This is a genomic window from Domibacillus robiginosus, from assembly GCF_000966195.1.
GTDB lineage: Bacteria > Bacillota > Bacilli > Bacillales > Domibacillaceae > Domibacillus > Domibacillus robiginosus.
This window is the reverse complement of the sequence record NZ_LAHL01000009.1, coordinates 46,599-71,562: the sequence shown is the minus strand read 5'-3', so window position 1 is coordinate 71,562 and position 24,964 is coordinate 46,599. Positions and strand designations below refer to the sequence as shown.

Genomic DNA, 24,964 nt, shown 5'->3' with positions numbered 1-24,964 from the left:
TTATTGGAAAAATAACATATCGTCCCGGTAGTTTTGCTTTAAGTCTTTTTCCATGAAATGAAGAAACCGGATTGTTAGAGCAGAAGCCTCTGCTCTTGTGAGTGCCTTGGTCGGGTTGAACCGGTTGTTTGCATCACCGTAAACAAGACCAATTTGGGTCGCGACGTACGCACTGTCCCTGGCCCATTTCGGAATAGAGGAATCATCGACGTAGCCGGTATGGTAGCCAGGATCCGGTGCCCGGTATTCAAGACCGAGTGCCCGAACTAAAATGGCTACTGCTTCGGCGCGGGTAAGCGCGCTGTTTGGACTAAACTTTGTGGCGCTGTATCCTTTTGAAATGCCTTTTGCATAAGCACTTTCAATATATAAATAATCTTTTTCCTGCGGATCAAGATCAGAGAAAATAGCTTTTTTCGGTGTTTTTTGCTTTTTCGGCTGCTCCAGCACGCGGATATCCGCTGCTTTCATAACACCCACAATAAAGGGATAGCGGTTCATTCGGGTGCCTGGTGAGAAAAAAGTGCTGGAATCATCAAAAACACCAAGGGCATACAGCTGTTCAATATCTTCCTTTGCCCAGTGTCCATTTAAGTCACGAAACTTTGGCACAATGAGCCTTTCAATAAGCGGAACTCTTTCCTGGCCGACTTGAACGGTTTGTTCAACGCTGCTGCCGGGCTGCGTGTAAACATATTCACCGATCATCGACTGTTCGCTAATACGTGCATAGCCGCCGGTAAAGCTCGACAAGTCAGGCTCATGCGGTTCATATTGCAGAAATTTCGTTTTGCTGTCCGATACTTTGCTTGTGACAGAAAAGGTACCTCCACTGGTTACAACTTCAGAATCGATAATTTGCGTTTCGGTTGCGCCCCAAAAATTTTCATAGCCGACATTTCGGCCGCTGAAATGAATGGTCACAGGTGCGCCACTGCTTTTTTGGATATACGTTTTTCGTCCGGCTGCATTTCCGGAATAGTAGTCTGATGCGGGCCGGTTGTCCGTGACGGTTCCCTGAGAAAGCTGATAATCGTCAAGCGTGTATGTTTCAGTGTCGATGGCGATTTTTTCAGAATAGCTTTTAACGGATGTCTGGGAAGTGGTTTGTCCTTTTTCCGTTTTTTCATCGATATCCGTTACGTAAGAAACACTTCGGGTCAGCTTATCTTTCGTACCAGGACCTGTCAGGGTATAGCGGTATGTTTCTGTTCGCTGTGTGTCCGTTTCGCGCCCAGAAACGGTCACTCTCCCGCTGAATTTCACCGGCTTTCCGGAGACAAATACATATTCTTCATATGTGTATTCATTGTACACGCCGCCATTATAATCAAGCGGCGCGGCCGATGCAGCGCTCGTAAAAAGGAAAGAAGCGCTCAAAGCGAGCAGTAGGGCTGCAGTGTAAGCAAGTAGTTTGTTCATCAAAACATCCTTTCATTGAAACGTTTATTAATTAACAAGAATGATCCGGCCTTTTACAACCGACTCATGGACGATGTACAACCGGTCATGGACGTTCAGCTCTTCTGCGGAAATCACGTGCCCGTCCCGGATGAAGGTTGTTTGCTGAATGTCCATATTTTTAATGTAGCCTGCTTCGTCCCAGGCACCGCCCATAAAGCGGCTTACATTTCGAACATCTATTTTTACAGGTGCCGTTTTCGTAGGGTCATTCTGTAAAGAGCCGTACGTGACTTTTTCTAAACGGCCAACCGAGATGAGCTGTGCCTTCAAACTGGTTTCGCCAATCAGGTGCATGCCGACAATATGGCCGTTTGATACATAAAAATACCCGTAAGAGCCGAGATGCTCTTTTACTTCATCCTGCTGCGGTACGATTGTAAGGACGTTTTCTCTAAAGTCTTCAACGCTTGCTGTATCATTGCTGAATGCCAGAGAAGTATTTGGCAGGGCTGTCCATCTGTTTTCCGTTAGTTTCTGCACATTGGATAGCGACAGCTGATAGCTGCTTGTCCCAGTTAAACGTCCAAAATAAAGCGAGTGATGAACCAGGTTTGGACTGTCGAATCCATCATTTGTAATGTGTATGACGTTGGCATACTCACTTTTCTGCCGTCCATCTGTTACCACAAAAGCAGAGCCTTTAAAAGGAAGGCTGCTGGCATCGACAATGCGCCCATTTCGAATCAGGATGGTTCCTGGGTGGTAAGAAACCGAGCCCGACTTTTGCAGAGTGAGTTTTTTCTGAGCAAGCGAGACAGAAAGCATCGGTTCATAAAATGTCCGCTCGTTGCCCTTTTTAATGACGATTTTTTGGATGACTTCTTTATCAAACTGCCGCACCGTCACAAAATATACTTCGTTGTTTCGGTAATAACGGGCTTTGTCAATCGCGATCGGCTGATTGCCGACGTAAATGGGTGTTTTTGCAGTGTATGTATAGCTGGTTGTCTGGCGGGGAAGTTTGTCGTCCCACTTCCAGTCTTTAAATGTTTTTTCATTTTGAATGGTCAGCTTACGGCGAATCGGATCAATTGTTTGAATTGTTCCCCTTACCAGGCGCTCTATTTTGATTCCCTGCGTATTCACGTCAATGGATTGTATGTAGGGAGTGTTATAAGAAGAAAAGGTAAGCTTCACCCGGTCTCCTTCGTACAGTACACTTAAGTCGACGAGTTTTGTTCCTTTGAATACTTCTGTTCGGTCATTCAGGTAATAAGTTTTCGTCTGGTTATTACCAAGGCGAATGGAAACGAAGCCGCCATTTGGATCGATTCGATTGATCGTTCCCGTTAATACTTTGTCTCTTGTATCTATGGCCCCTGGTATGTTTGATGACTGGCCGGTCATTGCTTTAACGCGGCGCAGGTCAATCGTCGCCTCAATAGGCATTCCCGTTTTAAAAGCTTCAATTGTAACGCCGATACCGTTAATTGATAAAGACGCATTCGTATCGAGGGCAAAGGTTGTCGTTCGCCTCTGCTCATTTTCGATGGTGACACCGGATAACCGTTTTTCTGTCGTTTCATCATCAATTTGTACAGTGGTATAAACGGCTTCCACAAATGTGCCTTTTACACTAGAAGCAGCGGCTGCTGAATCGGCGGTAAGAAGGGCTGCTGTAAAACAAATAAGAAAGCAATAAACGTATACTAAAATCGTGCGCATCCATTTTTCCTCCAGTATAGTAAAATATAAGTATGAAAAATCACATCTGAGTATTATATCGTATCCTTTTTCCAAAAGTTAAGAAGATATGGGTTGTTTTTCATATAAAAATGAAAAATAAACGAAAAACATTGGTAGTTCCAATGACTTGGTAAAAAAGTGCTGACACCCGGTGTCTTTTCTTGTAAAATAGGAAAAAACACACGGGGGTGCTGCAATGGTCCAGATGCAACAAGATCAAAACAACATCATTAAAGAAGTACTCAACTGCTCAGTGGAGGCGTTTAAAGCCATCGTTCCGCTCGAACTGACTGTAGGACAGCCAAAGCTGTTAAATGGATCGTTTCATCACCATGCTATCGGGGTTTTTATCGGTATTACAGGAGATTTGCCCGGCCGGATTATATTAGATGGGCCAGAAGAGGCGTTTGCCCGCCTTGGCGAGAAAATGTTCGGCATGCCGATTGAAGGAGAAATGGTAGAGTCATTTGCAGGAGAGGTTGTAAACATGGTCGCCGGCAATATGGGCATGACCCTGTCTGCAAAAGGGATCAAAATCGATATTACGCCGCCGACAATTATTGTGGGCGATTCGAAAATTTCAGGATTCAAGCAGGCAATCGAACTGCCGCTTTCTTTTCAAGACGCCGGCGATTACCGGCTTGTGCTTAATATTGAAAAAGGTGCTTAATTAAGCATCTTTTTTCATTTTGTTGAAATATAAGGGGGCACTTTCATTCTGGCTTGATCCCCCTGTGTGTGACCGCTTTTAGCCGAAGCATAGAAGAAGCGGCATTCGCGGGGCTCCGCTTTCCAAGGGGCAGGCGGTGAGATCGTTTTCACCGCTTTGCGGTAAAGCCGATCACACCTGTCCCGCTAGGCCCTTAGGAATCTCCGCCCCGCGCCTGCCGCCTTTGTGGGGAGGAAAGGAAGCCAGTGAAACCCAGTGTGTTTCCCTTTCTTTGCTGGAAAGAACAGAAAAAACCTTTCAACTTCTCTGTTTTTCAGAAACACAACGGGCGGAGGGCTGTCGGCGTAGACTCCCGAGGGACGAGCAGACAGGGTAAAAGGGACAGCGCAAAGCGATGGCTGGTTCAGCGTTCGCCTCTGCTGTCAGCACAGCCGCCAGCCTGCAGCCCCGCTGCCACTTTTTTCAAAAGGGAAGGCTTTCGGGTTAGCTAAAAATGAAACATGCCCCATATATTTTTTGGAAAACAAATTCCTCTTGGCCTCTTTGTTTTTCAACACGAAGGAAAAAGGTGCTTAGTCAAGCACCTTTCAGTGTGTAGACAAAGTCTTTCTCTTTCAAAGAAGAGCCGATAAGTGGTGTTGAAGATCAATCAGCCAGGGATTGGATAAACATTTTTCTCTTGTTTAAAAAGAAAAAGAACAACCTTTTTAGCTCTATACACTCTTGGTGCAAGCCACTTGGCGGCGTCCGGCCAGCGCCTGCCCCATGGAAAGCGGAGCTGCCCGGAAGCCGCCGATCTATCCTATTCTTGTGATGGTTATCAATCATTTTTCGACAGTCTGAAAGGTGCTCAATCAAGCATCTTTTTTTTATTGAGTTCTTTTCGAAAAGGTGCTACCATATAAATGAGGATGAAAATTATTATCAATTATCAATTATCAATTATCAATTATCAATTATCAAATATGAAAGTGGGCGTTTGAATGGTCTGGTTATTTGTTACAGCAACGGTTGTTACATATGGCGGTGTGATGAAATACGTGCTTGATCATACTGGAAAAGGAAGCAAAGCGCCTGCCTTAAGAAAATAAAGTGGAACAGGATATAGAAAACCGGCAAAAGCTGGTGCTCTGTATCCTTTTTTATTGGCGCGAAATCGTATACAATAAAAAGAAAACGCTTTGCATCGAAAGGAATGTTCTTATGGCAACGCAAACAGCTGAACGGACACTTGAAGAAATCCGTACACGTACGGCCGGTTTATATGAGCAGTTTTTACATAATGGGGACACAGAGCGCGCGGATAAAGCGGCTTTGTTTTTGCGCAAGCTGCACGAAAAAGAATTGATTGTTGCGTTTTGCGGTCATTTCTCGGCCGGCAAATCAACGATGATTAATGAACTAACAGGAGAAGCCCTTCTGCCTTCGAGCCCGATTCCCACAAGCGCCAATGTAGTAAAAATCAAGCCGGCTGCAGAGGATTTTGCGAAAATTCATTATCATCACGGACGCCCGCTTCTTTTCAAGGCGCCGTACGACATGAATCATGTGAAGAAATTTGCAAAAGATGGCGATGAAGTCGCTTCGATTGAAATTGGCCATGCCGGCTCCAGCCTGCCGCCGGATGTGACTGTAATGGATACGCCGGGAGTGGATTCAACGGATGATGCCCACCGGATTTCTACGGAATCGGCGCTTCATTTAGCGGATATGGTGTTTTACGTAATGGATTACAACCATGTTCAATCTGAGCTGAATTTTATTTATACAAAAGAGCTGCTGTCTCATGGCGTCAAATTGTTCCTAATCATTAACCAGATTGATAAGCATAAAGAAGAAGAATTATCGTTCGATGCGTTTCGCCAGTCCGTCAAGGATTCTTTTGCGACGTGGAACGTAGAACCGGAAGCTTTTTATTTTACGAGTCTGCGTAACCGTTCCCTTCCTTATAATGATTTTGAAAGAGTGCAGGCACTCGTTCAAGACAGCATCCAAAAGCGGGAGCAGCTGTCAGAGCAGTCGGCGCAGACGATGATGAACCGCCTGGTACATGAGCATATGGAGTGGCTCGCGGAGCAGCAAAAGCAAACAGCAGAACCGCTTGAAGCCATTGTAGAAGAAGCAGGCGCCCAATCAATTGAAGAAAGAGAAGCAGCCCTCCGCTCAGAAATGGAAAAGCGGGATGCCTCTCTTTGGCTGAAGCAGTATGAAGCAAGACGCGACGATGTGCTGAAAAATGCGATTTTAATGCCGGCTGCCACACGTGAAAAAGCACGCAGCTATTTGGAATCAACACGGCCGGATTTTAAAGTCGGCCTGCTGTTTGCGAAAAAGAAAACCGAAGAAGAACGAGAGCAGCGGCTCCGGCTGTTTGTAGAGGATATCGGGAAGCAAACGGAAGCGCAGCTGGAGTGGGCGATTCGCCAGACAAGTGCGGCCTGGCTGAAGGAAAGCCGCCTGGACGATCCGGCTCTTGCGCTAAAAGCAGAATCGCTTTCGGTACCGGTCGATGATTCTGTGGCGAAAGAGGCCGTTAAGCCGGGAGCCGGCGTAACCGGGGATGCCGTTTTGAATTATGCCGAGGATGTTGCCTCTCTTGTGAAAAAGCGGGCCCGTGCCGTGTCGGAGGATTGGAAGAACGAAGCCGCGCCTGTTTTAACCGCACAGCTTGATCACGAATACGCTCAATACGAAAAAGAACACAGGGTGTGGGCAAAACGGCTTCAAGCAAAGCAGACGCTTGCGGTGCTTGAAGGAGAACGGACGGAAAGAGAAGCGCTGCTTCGCCGGATCGTGTCCGAGGAAGATCCTGTTTTGCCGCGCATTCTCCATACGCTGCAGGAAAAATGGCAGGCCGAGGATGCAGAAGCCGTTTTATACGATGGTGTAGAGCAGTGGGCAGCAGAAGAAAAAAGCCGTGTTGAAACGGTTGAAGCGCCCGAGCAGTCGCAGGCAGCAGAAGGAGATACGAAAGCCGTGGTAACGAGACTGCGTCAAATGGCCGGCCGCCTTGCGCATATACCTGGATTTGCCCGGTTTGTGGATGGCGCCCTGCAAAAAGCGGCCCGTCTTGAAAATCAAACGTACACGATCGCGCTGTTCGGTGCTTTTTCCGCCGGGAAGTCATCGTTTGCGAATGCATTGCTCGGCGAAAAGGTGCTGCCGGTTTCTCCTAATCCGACGACAGCGGCCGTTAACCGGATTCATCCGGTGGACAGTGAGCATGCGCACCGGACTGCTGATGTTCACTTGAAGCCAGAAGCAGTTATGCTGGCTGATGTAAATGCGTCACTTGGCTTGTTTGGCCGGAGCGCTTCTTCGCTCGAGGAAGCATTCACCATTGTACCGGGCGTACTCGCTGCGAATGAGGGAGAAGGAAAAGAAAAAATTCACCTGTCTTTTTTACGCGCTTTTGCCGCAGGCTTCGATGCGTACCGGGCGCAGCAGGATTTAACGCTGCGCGTCGATCTCCATTTGTTCCGGCAGTACGTGGCGGAAGAACAAAAAAGCTGTTTTGTTGATTCGATCGATTTATATTACGACTGTGATTTTACACGGCTTGGCATCACGCTCGTGGACACACCGGGAGCAGATTCAATCAATGCCCGCCATACCGGTGTTGCGTTTGAATACATTAAAAATGCGGATGCCATCCTGTTCGTTACGTATTACAACCATGCTTTTTCAAAAGCGGACCGTGAATTTTTAATTCAGCTCGGCCGTGTGAAAGATGCATTTGAGCTTGATAAAATGTTTTTTGTGATTAACGCGATCGATTTGGCCGCAAACGAAGAAGAATTAAACGATGTAAAAGACTATGTCCGAGACCAGCTGCTGCAATACGGCATCCGGTTCCCAAGGCTGCATGGCGTCTCCAGCATGCAGGCAGTGGAGGAAGCAATGCGGGGCGAGTGGGATCATCCGCAGTCCGGCATGAAGCCATTTAAAGATTCGTTCCGTTCCTTTTTAACCGGCGATCTTGCCCAGATGGCGGTGCAGTCGGCCGAAGCGGAAGCCGAGCGGGGTGTGAGCCAGCTCGAAAAGCTGATCGCGGCTGCCAAAGAAAGTGTCAATCAGGGTGAACAAAAACGGGAGGAGCTGCGGGCGAAGCAGGGCAAAATGACCGCAGCGATCGAAGCGGAAACAACAGAAGTCGAACAAAAGCGAATGACGCAGGAGCTAGATGAGCTTGTCCACTACGTCAAACAGCGTGTATTTTACCGCTTTTCCGACTTTTTCAAGGAATCATTTAATCCGGCGACCTTAAGCGGCCAGCAGGATACGAAAACGGCTCTTCAGCGGGCGCTTTCAGAGCTGCTTCAGTCAGTCGGCTATGACCTGGCACAGGAAATGCGGGCCACTTCTATCCGTGTGGAAAATCACGGTGCAAAATTAATGCAGGATAAACAATCGCGTCTGGTCAACAAAGCCAGCATGATCGAGCCGGAGCTGCTGCTTTCTGAGGTTCAAACCGGGAAGCTTTTGGTTCCAGAGTTTGAAACGGCTTTTTCAGATCAGCCGATTGAGCCGTTTTCAGGTACACTGTCCCTGTTTAAAAATGCCAAAGCGTTTTTTGAAAGAAATGAAAAGCAGGCGATGATGCAAAAGCTGCAGGAGCAGATCGAAGGGCTTGCTGACGGCTATTTGTTGGAGCAAAAAGGACGGCTTTTGGCCAGTGCCTTCGCTTTTATTGACCATGAAACGGCCGAGCTGAAACGAGCGATGCGCCTTGATGTAGAAGAGCAGTTTGAAGCGTGGCTGCTTGTATTCGAACAAACCGGCAATATCGACGAGTGGGAGCAGGTTCTTCGTGACATTTCGTAAGTCGCGGTTTCACGCCTGTGCCACCTGCCAGCATTTTCGGGCAGTAAGGGAGCCGGGCGGAATGGTGTATACATGCCACCGGCTCGGGTTCCGCACAAAGCCAGATTACCGCTTTGACTGCTGGGACCCGAAGGAGCATGTAAAAACGTTAATGGAAAAGGAGCGGTTGGATGATCGTCACAACGGAATGGCTGAAGGAGAAACAGGATGGGGTCGTGGTGATTGACTGCCGGTTTGATTTAGCTGACCCGGCAAAAGGGGCTGCTTTATACGAGGAGGGGCATATTCCCGGCGCTCATTATGCTCATTTGGATCATCACCTGTCGGGTGAAAAAGGACAGGGCGGCGGGCGTCATCCGCTGCCAGACATGACCGTTTTTGCGGCATTTATGGAAAGCTGCGGTGTGTCGGATGATACCATTGTCGTGGCATATGATGACGGGGTTTCCATGTTTGCCGGCCGTCTCTGGTGGCTGCTGACGTATGCCGGACACAAACATGCCTGCATACTGGATGGCGGTTTTGCCGCGTGGACGAACGAAGGCCTTCCGGTCACAAGAGAGCAGCCAAAGCCGCATCGTCAATCAGGACAGTTTACGGTTCAGCTTCAGCCGGATATGATTGCTTCTATAAAAGAAGTGGCATCAGGCGAAGCGCTGCTGATCGACTCAAGAGCACCGGAGCGCTATTTAGGCGAATCCGAGCCGCTTGACCGAGTGCCTGGTCATATTCCTGGGGCGATCAACCGTTTTTTTGCCGAAGCGATGGAAAACGGCAAATGGAAGCCCGCCGAAGCGCAGCAGGTACGGTTTGCTGGGATAGAAACGGATGAGCCGGTTATTGTGTATTGCGGCTCAGGCGTATCCGCAACACCAAATATTTTAGCCCTGCAGCAGGCGGGCTTCACCAATGTAAAGCTTTACCCGGGCAGCTATAGCGAATGGTCGAGTGACGAATCGCGCCCGATTGAAAGAGAAAGGCAGGATATAAATGACATCTAAGAAATTATTGCTTGTGGACGGAATGGCTCTTCTATTCCGTTCTTTTTTTCAAACCGCCCCGAGTGGCCGGTTTATGTACAATGAAAACGGAATTCCAACCAACGCGGTGCAAGGGCTGATCCGCCATTTGTTTGCAGCCGCTGACCGTATTCAACCGACCCACATTACGGTCTGCTGGGATATGGGCAAAGACACGTTCCGCACCGATATGTTTGATTCTTACAAAGCACACCGCCCGGCTCCGCCAGCAGAGCTGACGCCGCAATTTGATTTGGCGCAGCAGGCCACAAGAGCGTTTTCTCTGCACAACGCAGGGGTAAGAAATTATGAAGCAGATGACTGCATCGGCACCATTTCCAAGTGGACAAAGGAAACGGAAACATACATTTTAACCGGCGACCGGGATCTTTTGCAGCTGTTAAACGGACACAATTATGTGTGGCTGCTGCAAACTGGATACGGCAATTGGAAAACGTATGATGCAGCGCTGTTTCGCGAAGAATACGGCATCCAGCCGGAGCAGTTTCATTATGTAAAAGCGTTGATGGGTGATGCGGCCGACGGTTATCCGGGGGTAAAAGGCATTGGGGAAAAAACGGCACTCAAGCTTATTCGCGAGTTTGGCACAACAGAAGGTGTCCTGGCCGGGATTGACGGCATGACGCCATCGCTTCAAAAAAAATTGCGTGAAGGCGAAGAGATGCTCCGTATGTCAGAACGATTGGCGGAAATTCATTGCGATGTTCCGCTGGATTGGTCATGGGAGCAGGCGGCTTTTACCGGTACAGGTGAAGGAGCAGTTTCCTTTATAGAGGAACATGGCATGAAGGGGCTGTCCCGCCTCGCTCGCCATACAGGCTACACAGAAGTTGACCCATTTGGCTTTGATTGAGGCAGGATGCGTACATAATCATTTCTGATTTTGAAGAAACTGATGGGGAGACAGCCTCAATCCTTTACGGGTTGGCCCGCACCGCATTTTTGGCTTCCTGATCTGCTTTGTTTTGTTTGGATGGAATCCATTTTACGAAAAAAAGCGGGAATTCATCGGCCATCGTTAAAATGGTCTGCAGGAGCGGTTTGTAGGCTGGCTTATGAATGTATTCTTTTTCAATAGCGGCTACGACCGTCTGGGAGTCGCTCCGGAGTGAAATGGTCTGGGCACCCCGTTCCTTGCACAGCTCAAGTGCTTTAATCACGGCCGTAAACTCGGCCGCATGCGTATCCATTTCTCCGAGCGGAATGGAAAATCGTTCGGTTTTACCGTCCCAGCGAATCACAACACCTGCGCCCGCCCGGCCGGGATCGCCGGTTGAGGCTCCGTCTGTATACACTTCAAACATAGTCATTCCCCCGATCTTTTCTTTCTTATTTTAAAGAATGGAGGCAGCGAAATGCAAATGACAATCCGTTTTATATATGATTTTAAAGGCGTGAAAACAACGTTTACGTCGGAACCGGTTGACCGGCACCTCGTACAGAAAACGGCTGACGACCTGCTGAAAACCGGCCGCGTAAAGGAAATAGAGATTGTCGATGAGCTTGGCCAGGAATGGACATTAAAGGAATTTAAAAAGCTAAATGAAAAACTCGACGAAGAGCCGGAGAACATTACCGTGCTGTTTGACGGCGGGTTTGACGTCGAATCGTCTAGCACCGGTGTGGGTACAGCGATTTACTACACAAAAGGCGGCCGGCGTTACCGTCTGCGCGAAAATGCCCGTCTCGACGGGCTTGATTCAAACAATGAAGCCGAGTATGCGGCGCTTTATTTTGCGATGCAAAAGCTTGAGGAGATTGGGGCAAACAGCCAGCCGGTAACGATTACCGGTGATTCACTTACCGTGTTAAACCAGCTGGGCGGGGACTGGCCATGCTATGAGGAAACCCATGCCCGCTTCCTGGCGCGAATTGAAGAAAAAATCGCGTCCATGCGACTCAAGCCACTTTACAAACCGGTGGATAGAAGGCACAATAAAGAAGCTGACCAGCTTGCCAAGCAAGCACTTGAAGGCACATCGATCTCCAGCCATGCGGAGATCGGAAGTTAACGTGAAAGGCAGGTGCCACGTGTTGAGCCGAACAGAACTGCTGCTCGAAGTGGAAGAGCTACTGAATACGTACTGCAAAGACTGCCTCGTGAAAAGCACACTGCGTAAAGAAAGAGGCAAAATTGCAGCACATAAATTTTGCATTTCCGAATGCACCATCGGAGAAAAACTAAAACAGTACGGAGATAAGCTTTCTTGAGCCGGCTCATGCCCGGCTTTTTCCTTGTTTAGAAAGAATAGTTATAGTACACTTTTATTGATGACAATGTCAGGGGGAACGTCCTTATGCCGACACCGAGTATGGAGGATTACATAGAACAGATTTATTTGCTGATTGATACAAAAGGATATGCCCGGGTTTCAGACATCGCCGGTGCCCTGTCGGTTCATCCGTCCAGCGTAACGAAAATGGTTCAAAAGCTTGATAAGGATGAATACCTTGTCTACGAGCGGTACCGGGGCCTTGTGTTAACAGCAAAAGGGCAAAAAATCGGCCAGCGTTTAGTGGAGCGGCACGATTTGCTTGAACGGTTTCTGTCGGTGATCGGAGTGGAAGAAGCACATATTTACGAAGATGTAGAAGGAATTGAACATCACTTGAGTGCCGATTCTATTAACCGGATCGCGGACTTGATCGAATACTTTGAAGAAGATCCGGCGCGTATCGCAGCGCTGAAAAAAGTAAATGACCGAAACAAGGAATAAATCCGTCCCTGAAACAGGACGGATTTTTTTCCAAACGAGGAGGAGTCCTGCATGAAGATTTTAAAAATCGAACCGACGCCGAGTCCAAATACGATGAAAGTGATTTTGGACGAAGAGCTTGCGGCAGGAAAAAGCACAAACTACAAACCGGAAACGGCAGAAGGTGCTCCTGACGTCATTCAAGCCATTTTAAATATTGAAGGTGTGCGCGGTGTGTACCATGTGGCTGACTTTATCGCGCTTGAGCGGAACGGACGCTTCGACTGGCAGGATATTTTGCCGAACGTCCGCGCGGCATTCGGAGAAAGCGGCACAGAAGAAAGGGCAGCAAAGCCGCTTGAGCACTATGGGGAAGTGGAAACCTTTATTCAAGTGTACAAGGGCATTCCGCTGCAGTTAAAGCTTGTTTCAGCCGATGAAGAAAAGCGGCTGGCGCTGCCGGATTACTGCCAGGACGCGTTCAGAAAATTGACCGAAGCAGGCGGCGACAATTACATTTTAGAGCGCAAATGGCAGGAGTTTGGCATTCGCTACGGCGAGCTCGAGGCCATTGCCCCTGAACTGCTTGAAGAAGTCATGGCGGCTTATCCGAAAGAGCGGGTGGAGCGTCTGGTGGAAGCGGCGCAGGCTGGCGGGCCGCTCGTGCAGCATAAAGAGCACGGCACAAAGCCTGATAGGGACGCGTGGCTTGGCGAGGCGGACTGGCGCAAGCGATACCAGCAGCTGGAGCAAATGCCGGACCCGGATCTTGCGGATATGCCGCTGTTAGAAGCGGCACTTCAGGACGAAAAAGCAGCGATCCGTCGTTTGGCGGTCGTGTATGCGGGCATGATTGAAGACAAACGTATTTTGCCTGTTTTAAAGAAAGCGCTCGAAGATCCGGCTGTGACAGTACGGCGTACAGCCGGTGACTGCATGAGTGACCTTGGATTCCCGGAAGCCGCCGATGCCATGACCCGGGCGCTGAAGGACAAAAGCAAAATCGTCCGCTGGCGTGCAGCGATGTTTTTATATGAAGCCGGAGACGAATCCGCGCTTCCGGCTTTGCGCGAGGCAGCAGATGATCCGGAATTCGAAGTGAAAATGCAGATTATGATGGCTATTGAACGAATTGAAGGCGGAGAAGAAGCAAAAGGTTCGGTGTGGAAGCAAATGACAGAAGCCCGGAACCAATAAGGAGGAATAAAGATGAATGCATATGAAGAATACATGAAGCAAATGGTGATCCCGATGCGCGCGGAACTGACAAACGCCGGATTTACCGAGCTGACAACGGAAGAAGAAGTAAACAGCTTTATGGAGTCAGCCGAGGGCACAACACTTGTGGTGATTAACTCTGTGTGCGGCTGTGCGGCAGGGCTTGCCCGCCCGGCAGCGGTTCAGGCATCTATGAATGAGCATGCGCCGGACCGTCTGGTAACCGTTTTTGCCGGCCAGGACCGTGAAGCAACGGCGGCCATGCGTGCGTGGATGCCGGAATTCGAGCCGTCTTCTCCATCAATGGCGCTGTTAAAAGGCAACAAAGTCGTGCACTTTGTGCCCCGCGAGCAAATTGAAGGCCAGGATCTCGGTGCGATTATCGCGAATTTAACGACCGCGTTCGATCAGCATTGCCAGTGATTGTCGTCACCACCTCCCAGCGTGCCGATGCCCGCGTGAAGGCAAGGGCAGCGGCGCTCGCTGAGCAATTTGGTGCAGCCTTTATTGAACGAAACAAGCAGCCAGTCAGCAAACTGGCTGCTTTTTACGAGTGTCCGGTGCTGCTCGTATCAAAGGAGCGGCTTGAGCTGCATGATGGAAGCGGGGCGCCTTTTTTCTTTCATCCGGGCTCGGCTATGTTTCGCGTCAAGCGGCTGACCGGGGGCGGAGAAGATGAGCTCGTGAACGTATGCGGCCTTGCGGGCGGCATGTCGTTTTTAGATTGCACGATGGGTCCGGCTGCCGATAGTATTACGGCTTCTGCGGCTGTCGGAGAAGCAGGGCGGGTTCAAGCGGTAGAAGCAAACCCGTTGATCGCGCACATCGTCCGGGAAGGACTTGCCTCCTGGACAGACGGTCCGGCGCCGCTGCTTGAAGCGATGAGGAAAATACAGGTTCAAGCAGCGGATTATCACACGTATTTAAAAGGGGTGCCGGATGCGTCATTTGACGTCGTTTATTTTGATCCCATGTTTGAAACCGCAGTCGATTCAAGCGGAATTGCACCGCTCCGGTCATTCGCTTCCTATACAGACTTAACGATAGAAGCCGTTCGTGAAGCAAAGCGGATTGCGAGGCGCCGCGTGGTGCTGAAGGATCATTTCCGCTCTGAACGGTTTGCGAAGCTCGGTTTTACCCAGCAGATCCGCAAAACGTCGAAGTTTCATTTTGGCACAATTGAACGCTAAAGCGCCGGTTAATGTCATGAACCAATCAACGGACCGATCAAAAGCCCCGCTTTTGTATCGGTCCGTTTTATTATGTGATAAACGAAGATTTGTAAAGACTTGAACCGAAAAAACCTTCTTGGTATGATGCGGAAGGGAAAGAGAAAGCAAGTGAACGATCCACTGAGATCGGAAGGGAGATACAGGTGAGCAGAAGTGAACAGCAATACCTTGATTTGTGCCGGGATATTTTACAAAGCGGCAATAAAAAAGAAGACCGGACCGGTACGGGTACGATCTCCGTATTTGGCCGGCAGATGCGCTTTAATTTAGCGGAAGGGTTTCCGCTTTTAACAACCAAGCGCGTCGCTTTTAAACTGATTGCCTCTGAAATGCTCTGGTTTTTAAAAGGGGACACGAATATCCGCTATTTACTCCAGCACAACAATAATATTTGGAATGAATGGGCCTTCAAGCGCTGGGTGGAAAGTGCGGAATACGAAGGACCGGACATGACCGACTTCGGCCGGCGTGCTCTAGCGGATGAAGCCTTTGCCGTGCAGTACAACGAGCAGATGGCGCTGTTTAAGGAGCGTATCCTCGAAGACAAGGCTTTTGCCGCAGCGTATGGCGAGCTTGGAGATGTATACGGGCGCCAGTGGCGGGCGTGGAAAACGTCACAGGGCGAAACCATTGACCAAATTGGCGATGTGATCGAGATGATCAAAAAAACGCCCGACTCCAGACGCTTGATCGTCTCTGCCTGGAACCCGGAGGATGTGCCGTCCATGGCACTGCCGCCATGCCATACGATGTTTCAATTTTACGTGGCCGATGGAAAACTTTCCTGCCAGCTTTACCAGCGTTAACTTGTGGGCGCCTTTACAGAGAAATCTGTAATGAAAAACTCTGCTAAACAGGGAACCTCTTGAAAAACCAAGACAATCCTGTGCTAAGTTTTATTCCCTTACACAAGGAATAAATAAATGCCAAACGACTATCCCATATGGGAGTAGAATCCAAGCGATAGGGATTCGAAACGCAGAGGGTCTTAAATAGACCGTGATATAGTCTCATCTGCATAGTGATATGCAGCAGTTCCTCACCGGGAACGGGTTAAGGGTAGCGACCTTGGCTGAAGATTTTGTCAGGAGATGTTTTTTTAGGAATTCCATTTAACATTGCCGGCTATTCGCTGCTGACGCACTTGATTGCGAATGAATGCGGCTTGGAAGTGGGCGAATTTGTGCACACGATTGGCGATGCGCACATTTATACGAATCACATCGAGCAGGTCCAGACGCAGCTCTCACGTGAGCCAAAAGTATTGCCAACACTTGACGTAACAAAAGGAAAATCATTGTTTGATATCGAGCTTGATGACATCAAGCTGACAGGATACGAGCCGCATCCAGCGATCAAAGCGCCTGTCGCAGTGTAAAAACCGGCCTCGTGCCGGTTTTTTCATAGTGTTGAAAAACAAAGAAATCGAGGAGAAGCTCATTTTTAAAAAGTTTATGTGGTGTTTTCTTTTTTAGCTTGCTAGAAAGTGGAAAGCCTCCCCTTTTGAAAAACAGCGTCAGTGGACTGCGGGCTGGCGGCTGTGCTTTCCTGTGGGGCAAAGGATGAACCAGCCATCGCTTCGCGCTGTCTGGTTCATCCTGTTCGCTCGTCCCGCAGGAGTCTCCGCCGTTGTATTTCTAAAAAACAATGAGGTTGAAAAAGTTTTTTTGTTACTTGAAGCAAAAATGGGAAAACGTATTGGGTTTTACTAGCTTCTCTTCCTCCCCACAAAGGCGGCAGGCGCGAGGCGTAGACTCCTAAGGGACTAGCGGGACAGGTGAGATCGGCTTTGCCGCGAAGCGGTAAAGACGAGCTCACCGCCTGCCCCTTGGAAAGCGGAGCCCCGCGAATGCCGATCTTCCTATGCTTCGCCTAAGAACGGTCACGCATAGGGATCAAACCAGACCGAAAATGTCCATAAACAAACTTTAATAGAATGGTGAAAACCGGCCCCGTGCCGGTTTTTCTTTGTTTGAGCATTTCCCTGCACGGGTAAGGAAAAGAAATCTTAACCCGAGGAGGGTGATACGATGAGCCAGACACTGCATATTTTAGGAGAGGGACGCAAGGTCATCAAAAAATCAGTGGACGAATTTGCGCCGGATCAAACGGTTTCTACCATTGAATACGATGACGGCACCATTGTCACCATGACGGTAACGGACGGTGATATTAAAATAGCCTGCAATAAACAGCTGGACATTCAACCGGACGGGCAAACGGCTAAAATGATCGAATAAAGCATCCGGGCGGTTGCTTTTTTCATATGATGGATGGAAATATGGTACGATGTGAACGAGAAGGAAACGAAGGAGAGACAAACAATGATTTCATTTATTTGGGCACAGGCGAAGGGCGGCGTCATCGGCCGCGATAACGATCTACCGTGGCGCCTGCCGGAGGATTTGCGCTTTTTTAAACGAACGACGCTTGGATACCCGATTGTGATGGGGAGAAAAACATTCGCGTCTTTTGGAAGCAAGCCGCTGCCAAAGCGGGAAAATATTATACTGACGACGGATTCTGATTTTCACCAGGAAGGAGTTAGTGTTGTTCATTCAAAGGAAGAAGTACTGCAGCGGGCCAAAGACCAGGACATTTTTATTATCGGCGGCGCCAATGTATTCAAGCAGTTTCTTCCAGAAGCAGACCGTTTATATGTAACAAAAATTGAAGCGGAATTCGAAGGGGATACAGTCATTGACTTTATTCCATGGGATGAATTTAAAGAAACCTCCTGTACAAAAGGAGAAAAAAACGAAGAAAATCCATACGATTATTTCTTTTGTGTGTATGACCGGACGACAAGGTAACCTGCCTTGTCGTTTTTTTATGGGCCATTTGTTGCGCAGTATATTTAAAAAATTCTTGCTTTTCTGTTATTATTCGACGATAATAAAAATTAATTTACTACATAAAAGCGTTTTAGCAAAAAAGAGGGGGCATTTTAGGGATGAGTAAATGGAAATGGATGATGACAACGGGTGCAGCGGCCATGATGCTGGCAGCATGCGGGGGTGAAGAAGAAGCCCAAACAGATTCAGGCGGTTCAACAGAAGGGGATACATATAAAGTAGGGATTACACAGTTTGTGGAGCATCCATCGCTCGATAACGCATACAAAGGGTTTCAGGAAGGGCTGGAAGAAGCGGGCGTTTCTGTGGAGTTTGATGAGCAAAATGCACAGGGTGACCAAAATAATAACCAGACGATCGCCCAGAACTTTGTAGCGGATGACGTGGATTTGATTTTCGCTAACTCGACGCCAAGTGCGACAGCGGCGCTGAATGCAACAAAAGATATTCCGATCGTATTCACATCGGTAACCGATGCAGTCGCAGCTGGACTAGTGAAAGATACTGAAGCGCCGGGCGGCAATGTAACGGGGACACTTGATTTGCATCCTGATGCTATTTCCAACACGGTGAAATTCATGAGCGAAGCGGTAGAAGGCAAAAACGTCGGTGTTATTTACAACGCAGGTGAACAAAACTCAGTGGCACAGGCGGAGCAAATTGACTCGATTTTAAAAGAAAATGGTTTGAAAATGACGCCGGTCACGGTTTCCACTTCTTCTGAAGTGAAGCAGGCAGCAGAAAGCCTGGTCGGCAAAGTTGATTCGTTTTATATTTTCACAGACAATACCGTTGTATCAGCACTAGAATCAGTGATTCAAGTAGCCAACGATGAAGATATCCCGCTCTTTGTCGGCGAAAAAGATTCGGTTGTGCGCGGCGGCTTTGCGGCGTACGGCTTTGATTATGAAAATATCGGCAAGGAAGCCGGCAAGATGGCGGCACAAATTTTAAAAGGGGAAGCAAAAGCGGGTGATCTTCCGGTGCTTCCGCCGCAGGATTTAAAGCTTGTGATCAATGAAAAAGCAGCAGCTGAAATGAATATTGACATTAAAGATGAATGGAAGCAGGATGCAGAGATTGTAAAATGAGTGGAAAAGGTGCGCCTTCACCGGGCGCTCTTTTCTTGTATATAGGGGGATTTCTTGATGATGACAGCAATGTTTGGCGCCGTGGAATCGGGCGTCATTTATGCGATTATGGCACTGGGTGTTTATTTGTCATTCCGGGTGCTGGATTTTCCGGACCTGACCGTAGACGGAAGCTTTGTAACAGGCGGAGCGGTTGCTTCTATTATGATTGTGAACGGGAGCGACCCATTTATCGCGACGATCGTGGCCCTGTTCGCCGGTTTTCTGGCGGGGTGTGTCACTGGGATTTTGCATACAAAAGGCGGCATTAATCCGCTTTTGTCCGGTATTTTAATGATGATTGCTCTGTATTCTATTAATCTACGGATTATGGGCAAGCCGAACGTGCCGCTTCTGGCCGAGGAAACGGTGATCACGAAAATCAACGGCTGGTTTGCCTCTGAGTGGAGCATTTTGCTGTTTATGCTCCTCGTGACGCTTGTGATTAAAATCGTAACGGATGTATTCCTGAAAACCGAAGTGGGCCTGAGCCTGCGTGCAGTTGGAGACAACGAAGGCATGGTGCGGAGCTTTTCGGCGAACACAGGCTGGATGAAGGTGCTCGGCCTTGGCCTTTCAAATGCCCTGGTTGCGTTCTCTGGCGCTCTTGTGGCGCAGTACAACGGATTTAACGATGTGGGAATGGGAATTGGGATGATTGTTATTGGCCTTGCTTCGGTTATTATCGGCGAAGCGGTTGTCGGCCATTCCTCGATTGCCCGTGCAACGCTTGCGGTGGTTATCGGGGCGATTTTATACCGGATGATTGTTACGCTGGCTCTCCGGATCGAATTTTTAGATACCGGTGATATGAAGCTCATTACGGCCATTATCGTTATTATCGCTCTTGTGCTGCCAAAAGTCGTCGACCGGCAAAAAGCAGCAGCACGAAAGAAAAAACGGCTCCAGCAGTTGGGAGGCAGCAGCCATGCTTGAAATGAATCAAATCTTTAAAGTGTTTTATGAAGGAACGCCGGATGAAAAGATCGCTTTGAACCGGGTCAGCTTATCGATGAAGCCGGGCGATTTTGTTACTGTCATCGGCTCGAATGGCGCAGGAAAATCCACGCTCATGAATGTGATTTCCGGAAAGCTGACACCGGACATGGGAACGGTCACCATTGACGGAACAAACATGACGTCGCTTGCAGAGCACAAGCGGGCATCCAAAATTGGCCGCGTGTTTCAGGACCCGATGGCAGGAACAGCCCCGACTATGACGATTGAAGAAAACCTGGCTCTTGCCTACAACCGGACGAAAACACGCACGCTTGCTTTTGGCGTCACAAAAAAACGGCGTGATTTTTACCGGGAAAAGCTGGAGATGCTACATCTAGGCTTAGAAAACCGGCTGCAGGCAAAAGTCGGCCTGCTTTCAGGCGGAGAGCGGCAGGCGCTTTCTCTTTTGATGGCGACGTTCACCGATCCGAAAATTTTGCTTTTGGATGAGCATACGGCGGCGCTCGACCCGTCGAGAGCAGAGCTGATTACAAATTTAACAAAAGAAATTGTCGACAAGCTCGGCCTGACAACATTGATGGTTACCCATAATATGCAGCAGGCGCTCGACCTTGGCAACCGGCTGATTATGATGGACAAAGGGCAGATTATTTTCACGGCGAACGAAGCGGAAAAGCGCCGGCTCACAGTGGAAAAGCTGCTGGCAGAATTCCAAAAAATAAAAGGTGGCGGAGGGTTAAGCGACCGGTCGCTGCTATCTTAAAAAGAAGGGGACTTTTGTCTCCTTCTTTTTTGATGAAAAGTGTTAATAATGTGGGAAGAACGGATAAAGAATAGTAAAATAAAGCATAAGCATGTTGAATGGCAGGAAAGAAGGAATGGATATGGGCAGGATTAAAATTGTAACAGACTCGGCACTTGATATGACGAGCAATGAGCTCCAAAAAATGGGCATTACCATGGTGCCGCTTACTGTGTTAATTGATGGAAAAACGTATTTAGATACGGTTGATATTTCGGCGGAGGAGTTTTTAGATAAAATGGCTGCCGCAGCCGAGCTGCCAAAAACATCACAGCCGCCTGTCGGCCAGTTTCTTGAGGTATATAACCAGCTTGGTGCAGACGGAAGCGAGATCATTTCGATTCATATGACGGGATCCATGAGCGGAACCTATCAATCAGCGAAGCAGGCGGCCGAGATGTCTTCGTCCAATGTTACCGTTATAGATTCCCGCTATATTTCAAAAGCGCTTTCCTATCAGGTATTGGAAGCAGCTCGGATGGCTTCTTCCGGCCACAGTGTCACAGAGATTACCGCTCGTCTGGAAGAAGTAAGAGATCAAACAAAGCTGTACATTATGGTCGATACACTGGAAAACCTGATCAAAGGCGGACGGATCGGACGAGCAAAAGGGTTTATCGGCTCTCTTTTAAACATTAAGCCGATCGCCAATTTGGATATTGGCGCGCTGTCACCGGTGACGAAAGTCCGGTCCCATGCGAAAGGGCTGCGTTTTTTCACGGACCAGCTCGCAGAGGAGCTTGCCGGCAAAGAGCTTGTTCATTTTTCGATTATGCACGCCGGCCGCAACAGTGCCGCGTTTTCGGAAAAGCTCAAGGAAGAAGTAGAGAGAATGACAGGCTTTACCGGAGTAGAGGTTGGGGTGACGGCACCTATTATTTCCACCCACGCAGGCCCGGGAGCAGTCGGGATTATGTATCAGGCAAAATAACGCAATAAAAAAACAGGAGCCGGCTTACAAAAAGCGGTTCCTGTTTTTTTTATATGAATCTATCGGTGGATGAAGCGGCAAAGGACGAAGTGTTACTTGAATGCACCGCGGCATTTTGTCATCGGACTGCGCCTGCTTTAAGAAGCGGTACATCGCTTTTCCACCTGCTGAATTGGCTGAATGAATGGTGATCCGCTCCGCGAACAGCTGGTGCTCGACCATAAGCTGAACGAGAAGAAAGCCATTCCTGCTTTTACTGACTAAATCATGATCGAGCGATAAATGGCCGATAGCATGATTTTTTAACAAATCAAAACATTCGTCAATGGTTTCAACGAGTGTATGGTCAGGAGGACATGTGCGGTAGTCGTCGAGAAAAACGTTGATACTCATGGTACCTCATCCTCTTGTTTGACGTACCCAAATTATACCACAGTTAAACCAATTAAACGAGGAAAAGAAAAAAGCGCTTTGTTTAAGCGCCTCATTCTGTTGAAATATGAGGTTGTCGGGCTGCATCATCCTCAGAATCTATGACTGTTCTTGGTCGAAGCATAGAAAGATGGGCATTCACGGGGCTTCGCTTTCCAAGAGGCAGGCGGTGAGCTCGGCTAGTCACTGAGGAGTCTGCGCCCCGCGCCTGCCGCTCTTATGGGGAGGAAAGGAAGTCAGTGAAACCCGGTGTGTTTCCCTTTCTTTGCTAGAAAGAACAGAAATACTCTTTCCTTTCAACCTCCCTATTTTTCAGAAGTACAAAGGGCGGTGGGCTGTCGGCGCAGAATTCCGCTCCTGCTATTAGCGAAGCCGCCAGCCCGCAATCCACTGACGCTGTTTTTCAAAAGAGGGGCTTTCGGACAAGCTACAAAAGAAAAATTTCACATACACTTTCGCTTTTACAAAAGAGCCGGTAAGCGAAGCCTGTTAGACTTCGCGGATAGCATTTTATCACTTTAAAAGACGCCATTCCTATTCATCGTTAATTTTTCCACATCAGAGAAAATATTTTTCATATAATAAGAGAAAGGGGTGACGTTACGTGGCAATAGGGGTAGCACTGGCCATTTCTATTCTCGGCTCAATAGTGGCTTATCAGCTAAGTATAGGAAAGTCGAAAAAAAGAAAATTAATCACCTGGGGCGTCACCACCATGATAGTAATAGCTCCGTTTTTGTCTTTTGCCATCGGTTTAACTGTTGCATTTATTGTTCAAAATGGTTGGGCTGCGTTACTGATGTTATATCTGTTTCCTATCATCTTTCTTGTAGGACTTGTTATGGTATTGGCAGCTGTCTTCAAGGAAAAAGAAAGGGAAACGGTATAGCCACTTCTCTTAAATATGAAAGAAAGACCGCCGTTTATACGGGCGGTCTATTTTCATTACTATTATCGGCTTTATTTACACCGCTTTTTTAAAAGAAAAATATCATCATCGTAACTCGATCATTGGCCTGCAGTCCGAGGCACTTTGTTTAAGCACCTGGAAGGGGAGTTGGAGTTGGTTCTGCGTAGCCTTCGCTGTACGTATGATCAATATAAGACCGAATGTCACTCGGTGATTTTCCTTCTTCGGTCATGGCTGCTGTTGTGGCGGCAATATCAAGGCAAACACCGCAGCGCGTCCCGTGGTCATCCCATGTAATTTCGTCACCGTTTCGCTCGGCGATAAAACAGTTTAAGTTGCTTCGGTGGCCGGCAGATTCACCGCAGCCGCAGTAGCACGGCATTTGATCCAGCACGTCTGCATGTTTGGCAGCCGCTCGGTACACCGCCCGCATGTTGTCGTCTTTATTATCTAAAAAAGACGGTAAAGTGTCAGCCGAAGCTGTTACTTCCTGTAGATCACCGTTTGCGGTTGTGTGCGTATGGGCTGTATGGGAATCGGAATCCTTTGTAGCTTCCTGTCCGCAGGCAGCCGCAAAAGGAATAGACATTCCAAAGATAAGGATTGCTAGTTTCTTTTTCAACTCTTTTTTCTGCCCCTTTCAAAATAGAAGAATACCGAAAAAACTGATATAATCATACATTGAAACCCAATCACTTTCAACTGTGCTGGGAACATGATACGATTTTGAAGAAGAAGAGGTGACCGCGTTGAAATGGAAAGTAGCGGGCATAATTCTGACGGTGCTGCTGGCTGGATGTACAGATGGCGCACAGGAAACAGTTGAAACAAGCGTTCCGCAAGATATAAGCATTGTGTCAATTGGCGATTCCTTGACAGAGGGAGTCGGGGACAGCACAAACTCCGGCGGTTATATTCCGTATTTAGAAGATCAGCTGGAGTCGCTTGATGAAGTAAAGGATGCGTCGTTTGTCAATCACGGCAAACGGGGCAATCGCACAGATCAGCTGATCAAACGGCTGAAAAAAGAAGACATTGGAGCAGATATTCAAAAAGCCGATATGGTCATGGTCACGATCGGCGGCAATGATGTTGTAAAAGTAGTGAAGGAAAACTGGTCACATTTAACGGTTGAGACGTTTGAACGAGAAGAAGAGGGTTACGGGGACCGGATTCGTACGGTGCTTGAGGAAATCAGGTCTATTAACGAGGATGCGGGTATTGTACTGATTGGTATTTACAATCCATTTGGCCGTGTTTTTATAGACACGGAGGACGACGAAGCAATCGTTCAAGCGTGGAACAAGCAGGCGGAGGAAGTGGCCGCTTCATTTGATCGGACTGTTTTTGTAAATGTGGAAACGATTTTTGGCGAAGGCAGTGACGGACTGTTTTTCGAAGATCAGTTTCATCCGAATGATATCGGGTATGAGCAAATGGCAGGCCGCATTTTTGATGAGATCAATGGAGATCCGCTTGAAGAATTGACCAGCCAAAAAATTGTAATGCCAAATGAGGGATCAAATTGACAAAATGGAAAGTGGCCTTTTTTTTACTATTGGGCAGTGTAGCAGCTTTGTTTGCCATTCTTTTTATTCTTATTTTTCTTCCATCAGGTGCGGAAAAACCGGCCATGGTGGAAGTTGAAGGGGAAACGGCTTTTCACGTGACCTCTTCGAAAGCGGAGCTGAACCAGCTCGTAAACTACTATTTAGCGAAAGAAGCCGGCAGTGCGCCGATTGATTACGATGTGTACATTGGCAATGATGTAGAACTGTACGGCTCTTTCCCGGTGTTTGGCACAGACATCGATTATTACATGACGTTCGAGCCGGAAGCGATGGAAAACGGCGATATTGTGCTTCGCCAAAAGGGACTTCGTGTCGGCCTGCTCGACATTCCGGCTTCCTACGTGTTAAAAACGGCTGACAGTGCATACGCGTTCCCGGACTGGGTACATGTTGTGCCCGATGAAGAACGGATATACGTGTCACTGGCCGAAATGCGGCTTGATAACGGCATGAGAGTAAAAGCTGAATCATTTAATTTAGCAAAAGACGATATTCAATTTGCGGTTCTTCTGCCTGAAGGTGCCGCACAATAGGAGGCAGCAG

Annotated in this window: 26 protein-coding genes and 1 pseudogene; 22 read left to right on the top strand and 5 right to left on the bottom strand. The window is 48.3% G+C overall.

Annotation, left to right across the window (positions count from 1 at the left end; translation table 11 throughout):
- Both VP97_RS05400 and VP97_RS05395 read right to left on the bottom strand, forming a co-directional pair.
- Window positions 1–1,422, bottom strand: coding sequence for an S-layer homology domain-containing protein (locus VP97_RS05400; RefSeq protein WP_050180670.1), 1,422 nt, complete (start codon window positions 1,420–1,422; stop codon window positions 1–3).
- 27 nt (window positions 1,423–1,449) lie between these two features.
- Window positions 1,450–3,129, bottom strand: a complete 1,680-nt coding sequence (locus VP97_RS05395; RefSeq protein ID WP_050180669.1) for a hypothetical protein — start codon at window positions 3,127–3,129, stop codon at window positions 1,450–1,452.
- Window positions 3,130–3,346: 217 nt separating this feature from the next.
- Here VP97_RS05395 and VP97_RS05390 point away from each other — a divergent pair, with 217 nt between their 5' ends.
- From VP97_RS05390 to VP97_RS05370, 5 genes are all read left to right on the top strand, one after another.
- The gene (locus VP97_RS05390) at window positions 3,347–3,820 is read left to right on the top strand and encodes a chemotaxis protein CheX (protein WP_245629843.1); all 474 of its coding nucleotides are present in this window, start codon (window positions 3,347–3,349) and stop codon (window positions 3,818–3,820) included.
- A 1,203-nt stretch (window positions 3,821–5,023) separates the two neighbouring features.
- On the top strand, window positions 5,024–8,644 hold the full coding sequence (locus tag VP97_RS05385) for a dynamin family protein (RefSeq protein WP_050180984.1): 3,621 nt from the start codon (window positions 5,024–5,026) through the stop codon (window positions 8,642–8,644).
- On the top strand, window positions 8,631–8,870 hold the full coding sequence (locus VP97_RS05380) for a hypothetical protein (RefSeq protein ID WP_050180668.1): 240 nt from the start codon (window positions 8,631–8,633) through the stop codon (window positions 8,868–8,870). The genes VP97_RS05385 and VP97_RS05380 overlap by 14 nt, the downstream gene beginning before the upstream one ends.
- Window positions 8,815–9,645: a sulfurtransferase gene (locus VP97_RS05375; protein ID WP_050180667.1), complete on the top strand. Its 831-nt coding sequence runs from the start codon at window positions 8,815–8,817 to the stop codon at window positions 9,643–9,645. Before VP97_RS05380 ends, VP97_RS05375 begins: the two co-directional genes overlap by 56 nt.
- Window positions 9,635–10,537 carry a 5'-3' exonuclease gene (locus VP97_RS05370; RefSeq protein WP_050180666.1) on the top strand — a complete coding sequence of 301 codons (903 nt, stop codon included), beginning with the start codon at window positions 9,635–9,637 and terminating at the stop codon, window positions 10,535–10,537. The genes VP97_RS05375 and VP97_RS05370 overlap by 11 nt, the downstream gene beginning before the upstream one ends.
- Window positions 10,538–10,601: 64 nt before the next feature.
- On the opposite strand, the gene VP97_RS05365 is transcribed toward VP97_RS05370, so the two are convergent.
- The gene (locus VP97_RS05365; protein ID WP_050180665.1) at window positions 10,602–10,988 is read right to left on the bottom strand and encodes a reverse transcriptase-like protein; all 387 of its coding nucleotides are present in this window, start codon (window positions 10,986–10,988) and stop codon (window positions 10,602–10,604) included.
- A 51-nt stretch (window positions 10,989–11,039) separates the two neighbouring features.
- Between VP97_RS05365 and VP97_RS05360 the strand changes: the two genes are divergently transcribed.
- The 14 genes and pseudogenes from VP97_RS05360 (at window position 11,040) to VP97_RS05300 (ending at window position 21,508) form a co-directional block, all read left to right on the top strand.
- Window positions 11,040–11,696, top strand: a complete 657-nt coding sequence (locus VP97_RS05360; RefSeq protein WP_050180664.1) for a reverse transcriptase-like protein — start codon at window positions 11,040–11,042, stop codon at window positions 11,694–11,696.
- Between the two features lie 22 nt (window positions 11,697–11,718).
- A complete protein-coding gene (locus tag VP97_RS23200) occupies window positions 11,719–11,895 on the top strand; it encodes a zinc-finger domain-containing protein (RefSeq protein WP_082220243.1) in 177 nt (58 codons plus the stop codon).
- Between the two features lie 86 nt (window positions 11,896–11,981).
- On the top strand, window positions 11,982–12,401 hold the full coding sequence (gene mntR, locus VP97_RS05355; protein ID WP_050180663.1) for a transcriptional regulator MntR: 420 nt from the start codon (window positions 11,982–11,984) through the stop codon (window positions 12,399–12,401).
- Window positions 12,402–12,452: 51 nt separating this feature from the next.
- Entirely contained in the window at window positions 12,453–13,577 is a 1,125-nt protein-coding gene (locus VP97_RS05350) for a conserved virulence factor C family protein (protein ID WP_050180662.1), read from the top strand.
- A 12-nt stretch (window positions 13,578–13,589) separates the two neighbouring features.
- Window positions 13,590–14,021 (top strand): BrxA/BrxB family bacilliredoxin, encoded by a 432-nt coding sequence (locus VP97_RS05345; protein WP_050180661.1) that lies wholly within the window; start codon window positions 13,590–13,592, stop codon window positions 14,019–14,021.
- Entirely contained in the window at window positions 14,018–14,788 is a 771-nt protein-coding gene (locus VP97_RS05340) for a class I SAM-dependent methyltransferase (RefSeq protein WP_050180660.1), read from the top strand. The genes VP97_RS05345 and VP97_RS05340 overlap by 4 nt, the downstream gene beginning before the upstream one ends.
- Window positions 14,789–14,973: 185 nt before the next feature.
- Window positions 14,974–15,633 (top strand): annotated as a pseudogene (locus VP97_RS05335) (thymidylate synthase); the annotation flags it as partial.
- 278 nt (window positions 15,634–15,911) lie between these two features.
- The gene (gene thyA / locus VP97_RS05330; RefSeq protein WP_050180659.1) at window positions 15,912–16,208 is read left to right on the top strand and encodes a thymidylate synthase; all 297 of its coding nucleotides are present in this window, start codon (window positions 15,912–15,914) and stop codon (window positions 16,206–16,208) included.
- 652 nt (window positions 16,209–16,860) lie between these two features.
- Entirely contained in the window at window positions 16,861–17,070 is a 210-nt protein-coding gene (locus VP97_RS05325) for a hypothetical protein (RefSeq protein WP_050180658.1), read from the top strand.
- Between the two features lie 84 nt (window positions 17,071–17,154).
- Window positions 17,155–17,643, top strand: coding sequence for a dihydrofolate reductase (locus tag VP97_RS05320; RefSeq protein WP_050180657.1), 489 nt, complete (start codon window positions 17,155–17,157; stop codon window positions 17,641–17,643).
- A 140-nt stretch (window positions 17,644–17,783) separates the two neighbouring features.
- Window positions 17,784–18,776 (top strand): ABC transporter substrate-binding protein, encoded by a 993-nt coding sequence (locus tag VP97_RS05315; RefSeq protein ID WP_050180656.1) that lies wholly within the window; start codon window positions 17,784–17,786, stop codon window positions 18,774–18,776.
- Between the two features lie 57 nt (window positions 18,777–18,833).
- Window positions 18,834–19,751, top strand: coding sequence for an ABC transporter permease (locus VP97_RS05310; protein ID WP_050180655.1), 918 nt, complete (start codon window positions 18,834–18,836; stop codon window positions 19,749–19,751).
- Window positions 19,744–20,538: an ABC transporter ATP-binding protein gene (locus tag VP97_RS05305; protein ID WP_050180654.1), complete on the top strand. Its 795-nt coding sequence runs from the start codon at window positions 19,744–19,746 to the stop codon at window positions 20,536–20,538. Before VP97_RS05310 ends, VP97_RS05305 begins: the two co-directional genes overlap by 8 nt.
- 121 nt (window positions 20,539–20,659) lie before the next feature.
- Window positions 20,660–21,508, top strand: a complete 849-nt coding sequence (locus VP97_RS05300) for a DegV family protein (RefSeq protein ID WP_050180653.1) — start codon at window positions 20,660–20,662, stop codon at window positions 21,506–21,508.
- Between the two features lie 24 nt (window positions 21,509–21,532).
- On the opposite strand, the gene VP97_RS05295 is transcribed toward VP97_RS05300, so the two are convergent.
- Window positions 21,533–21,901: a cyclic-phosphate processing receiver domain-containing protein gene (locus VP97_RS05295; RefSeq protein ID WP_050180652.1), complete on the bottom strand. Its 369-nt coding sequence runs from the start codon at window positions 21,899–21,901 to the stop codon at window positions 21,533–21,535.
- A gap of 643 nt (window positions 21,902–22,544) precedes the next feature.
- On the opposite strand from VP97_RS05295, the gene VP97_RS05285 reads away from it, so the two are divergent.
- A complete protein-coding gene (locus tag VP97_RS05285) occupies window positions 22,545–22,829 on the top strand; it encodes a hypothetical protein (protein ID WP_050180650.1) in 285 nt (94 codons plus the stop codon).
- Window positions 22,830–22,977: 148 nt separating this feature from the next.
- On the opposite strand, the gene VP97_RS05280 is transcribed toward VP97_RS05285, so the two are convergent.
- Window positions 22,978–23,472, bottom strand: coding sequence for a PCYCGC motif-containing (lipo)protein (locus tag VP97_RS05280; protein ID WP_050180649.1), 495 nt, complete (start codon window positions 23,470–23,472; stop codon window positions 22,978–22,980).
- A 127-nt stretch (window positions 23,473–23,599) separates the two neighbouring features.
- Here VP97_RS05280 and VP97_RS05275 point away from each other — a divergent pair, with 127 nt between their 5' ends.
- The gene (locus tag VP97_RS05275; protein ID WP_050180648.1) at window positions 23,600–24,379 is read left to right on the top strand and encodes an SGNH/GDSL hydrolase family protein; all 780 of its coding nucleotides are present in this window, start codon (window positions 23,600–23,602) and stop codon (window positions 24,377–24,379) included.
- Entirely contained in the window at window positions 24,376–24,954 is a 579-nt protein-coding gene (locus VP97_RS05270; RefSeq protein ID WP_050180647.1) for a YpmS family protein, read from the top strand. Before VP97_RS05275 ends, VP97_RS05270 begins: the two co-directional genes overlap by 4 nt.
- Window positions 24,955–24,964: the final 10 nt, after the last annotated feature.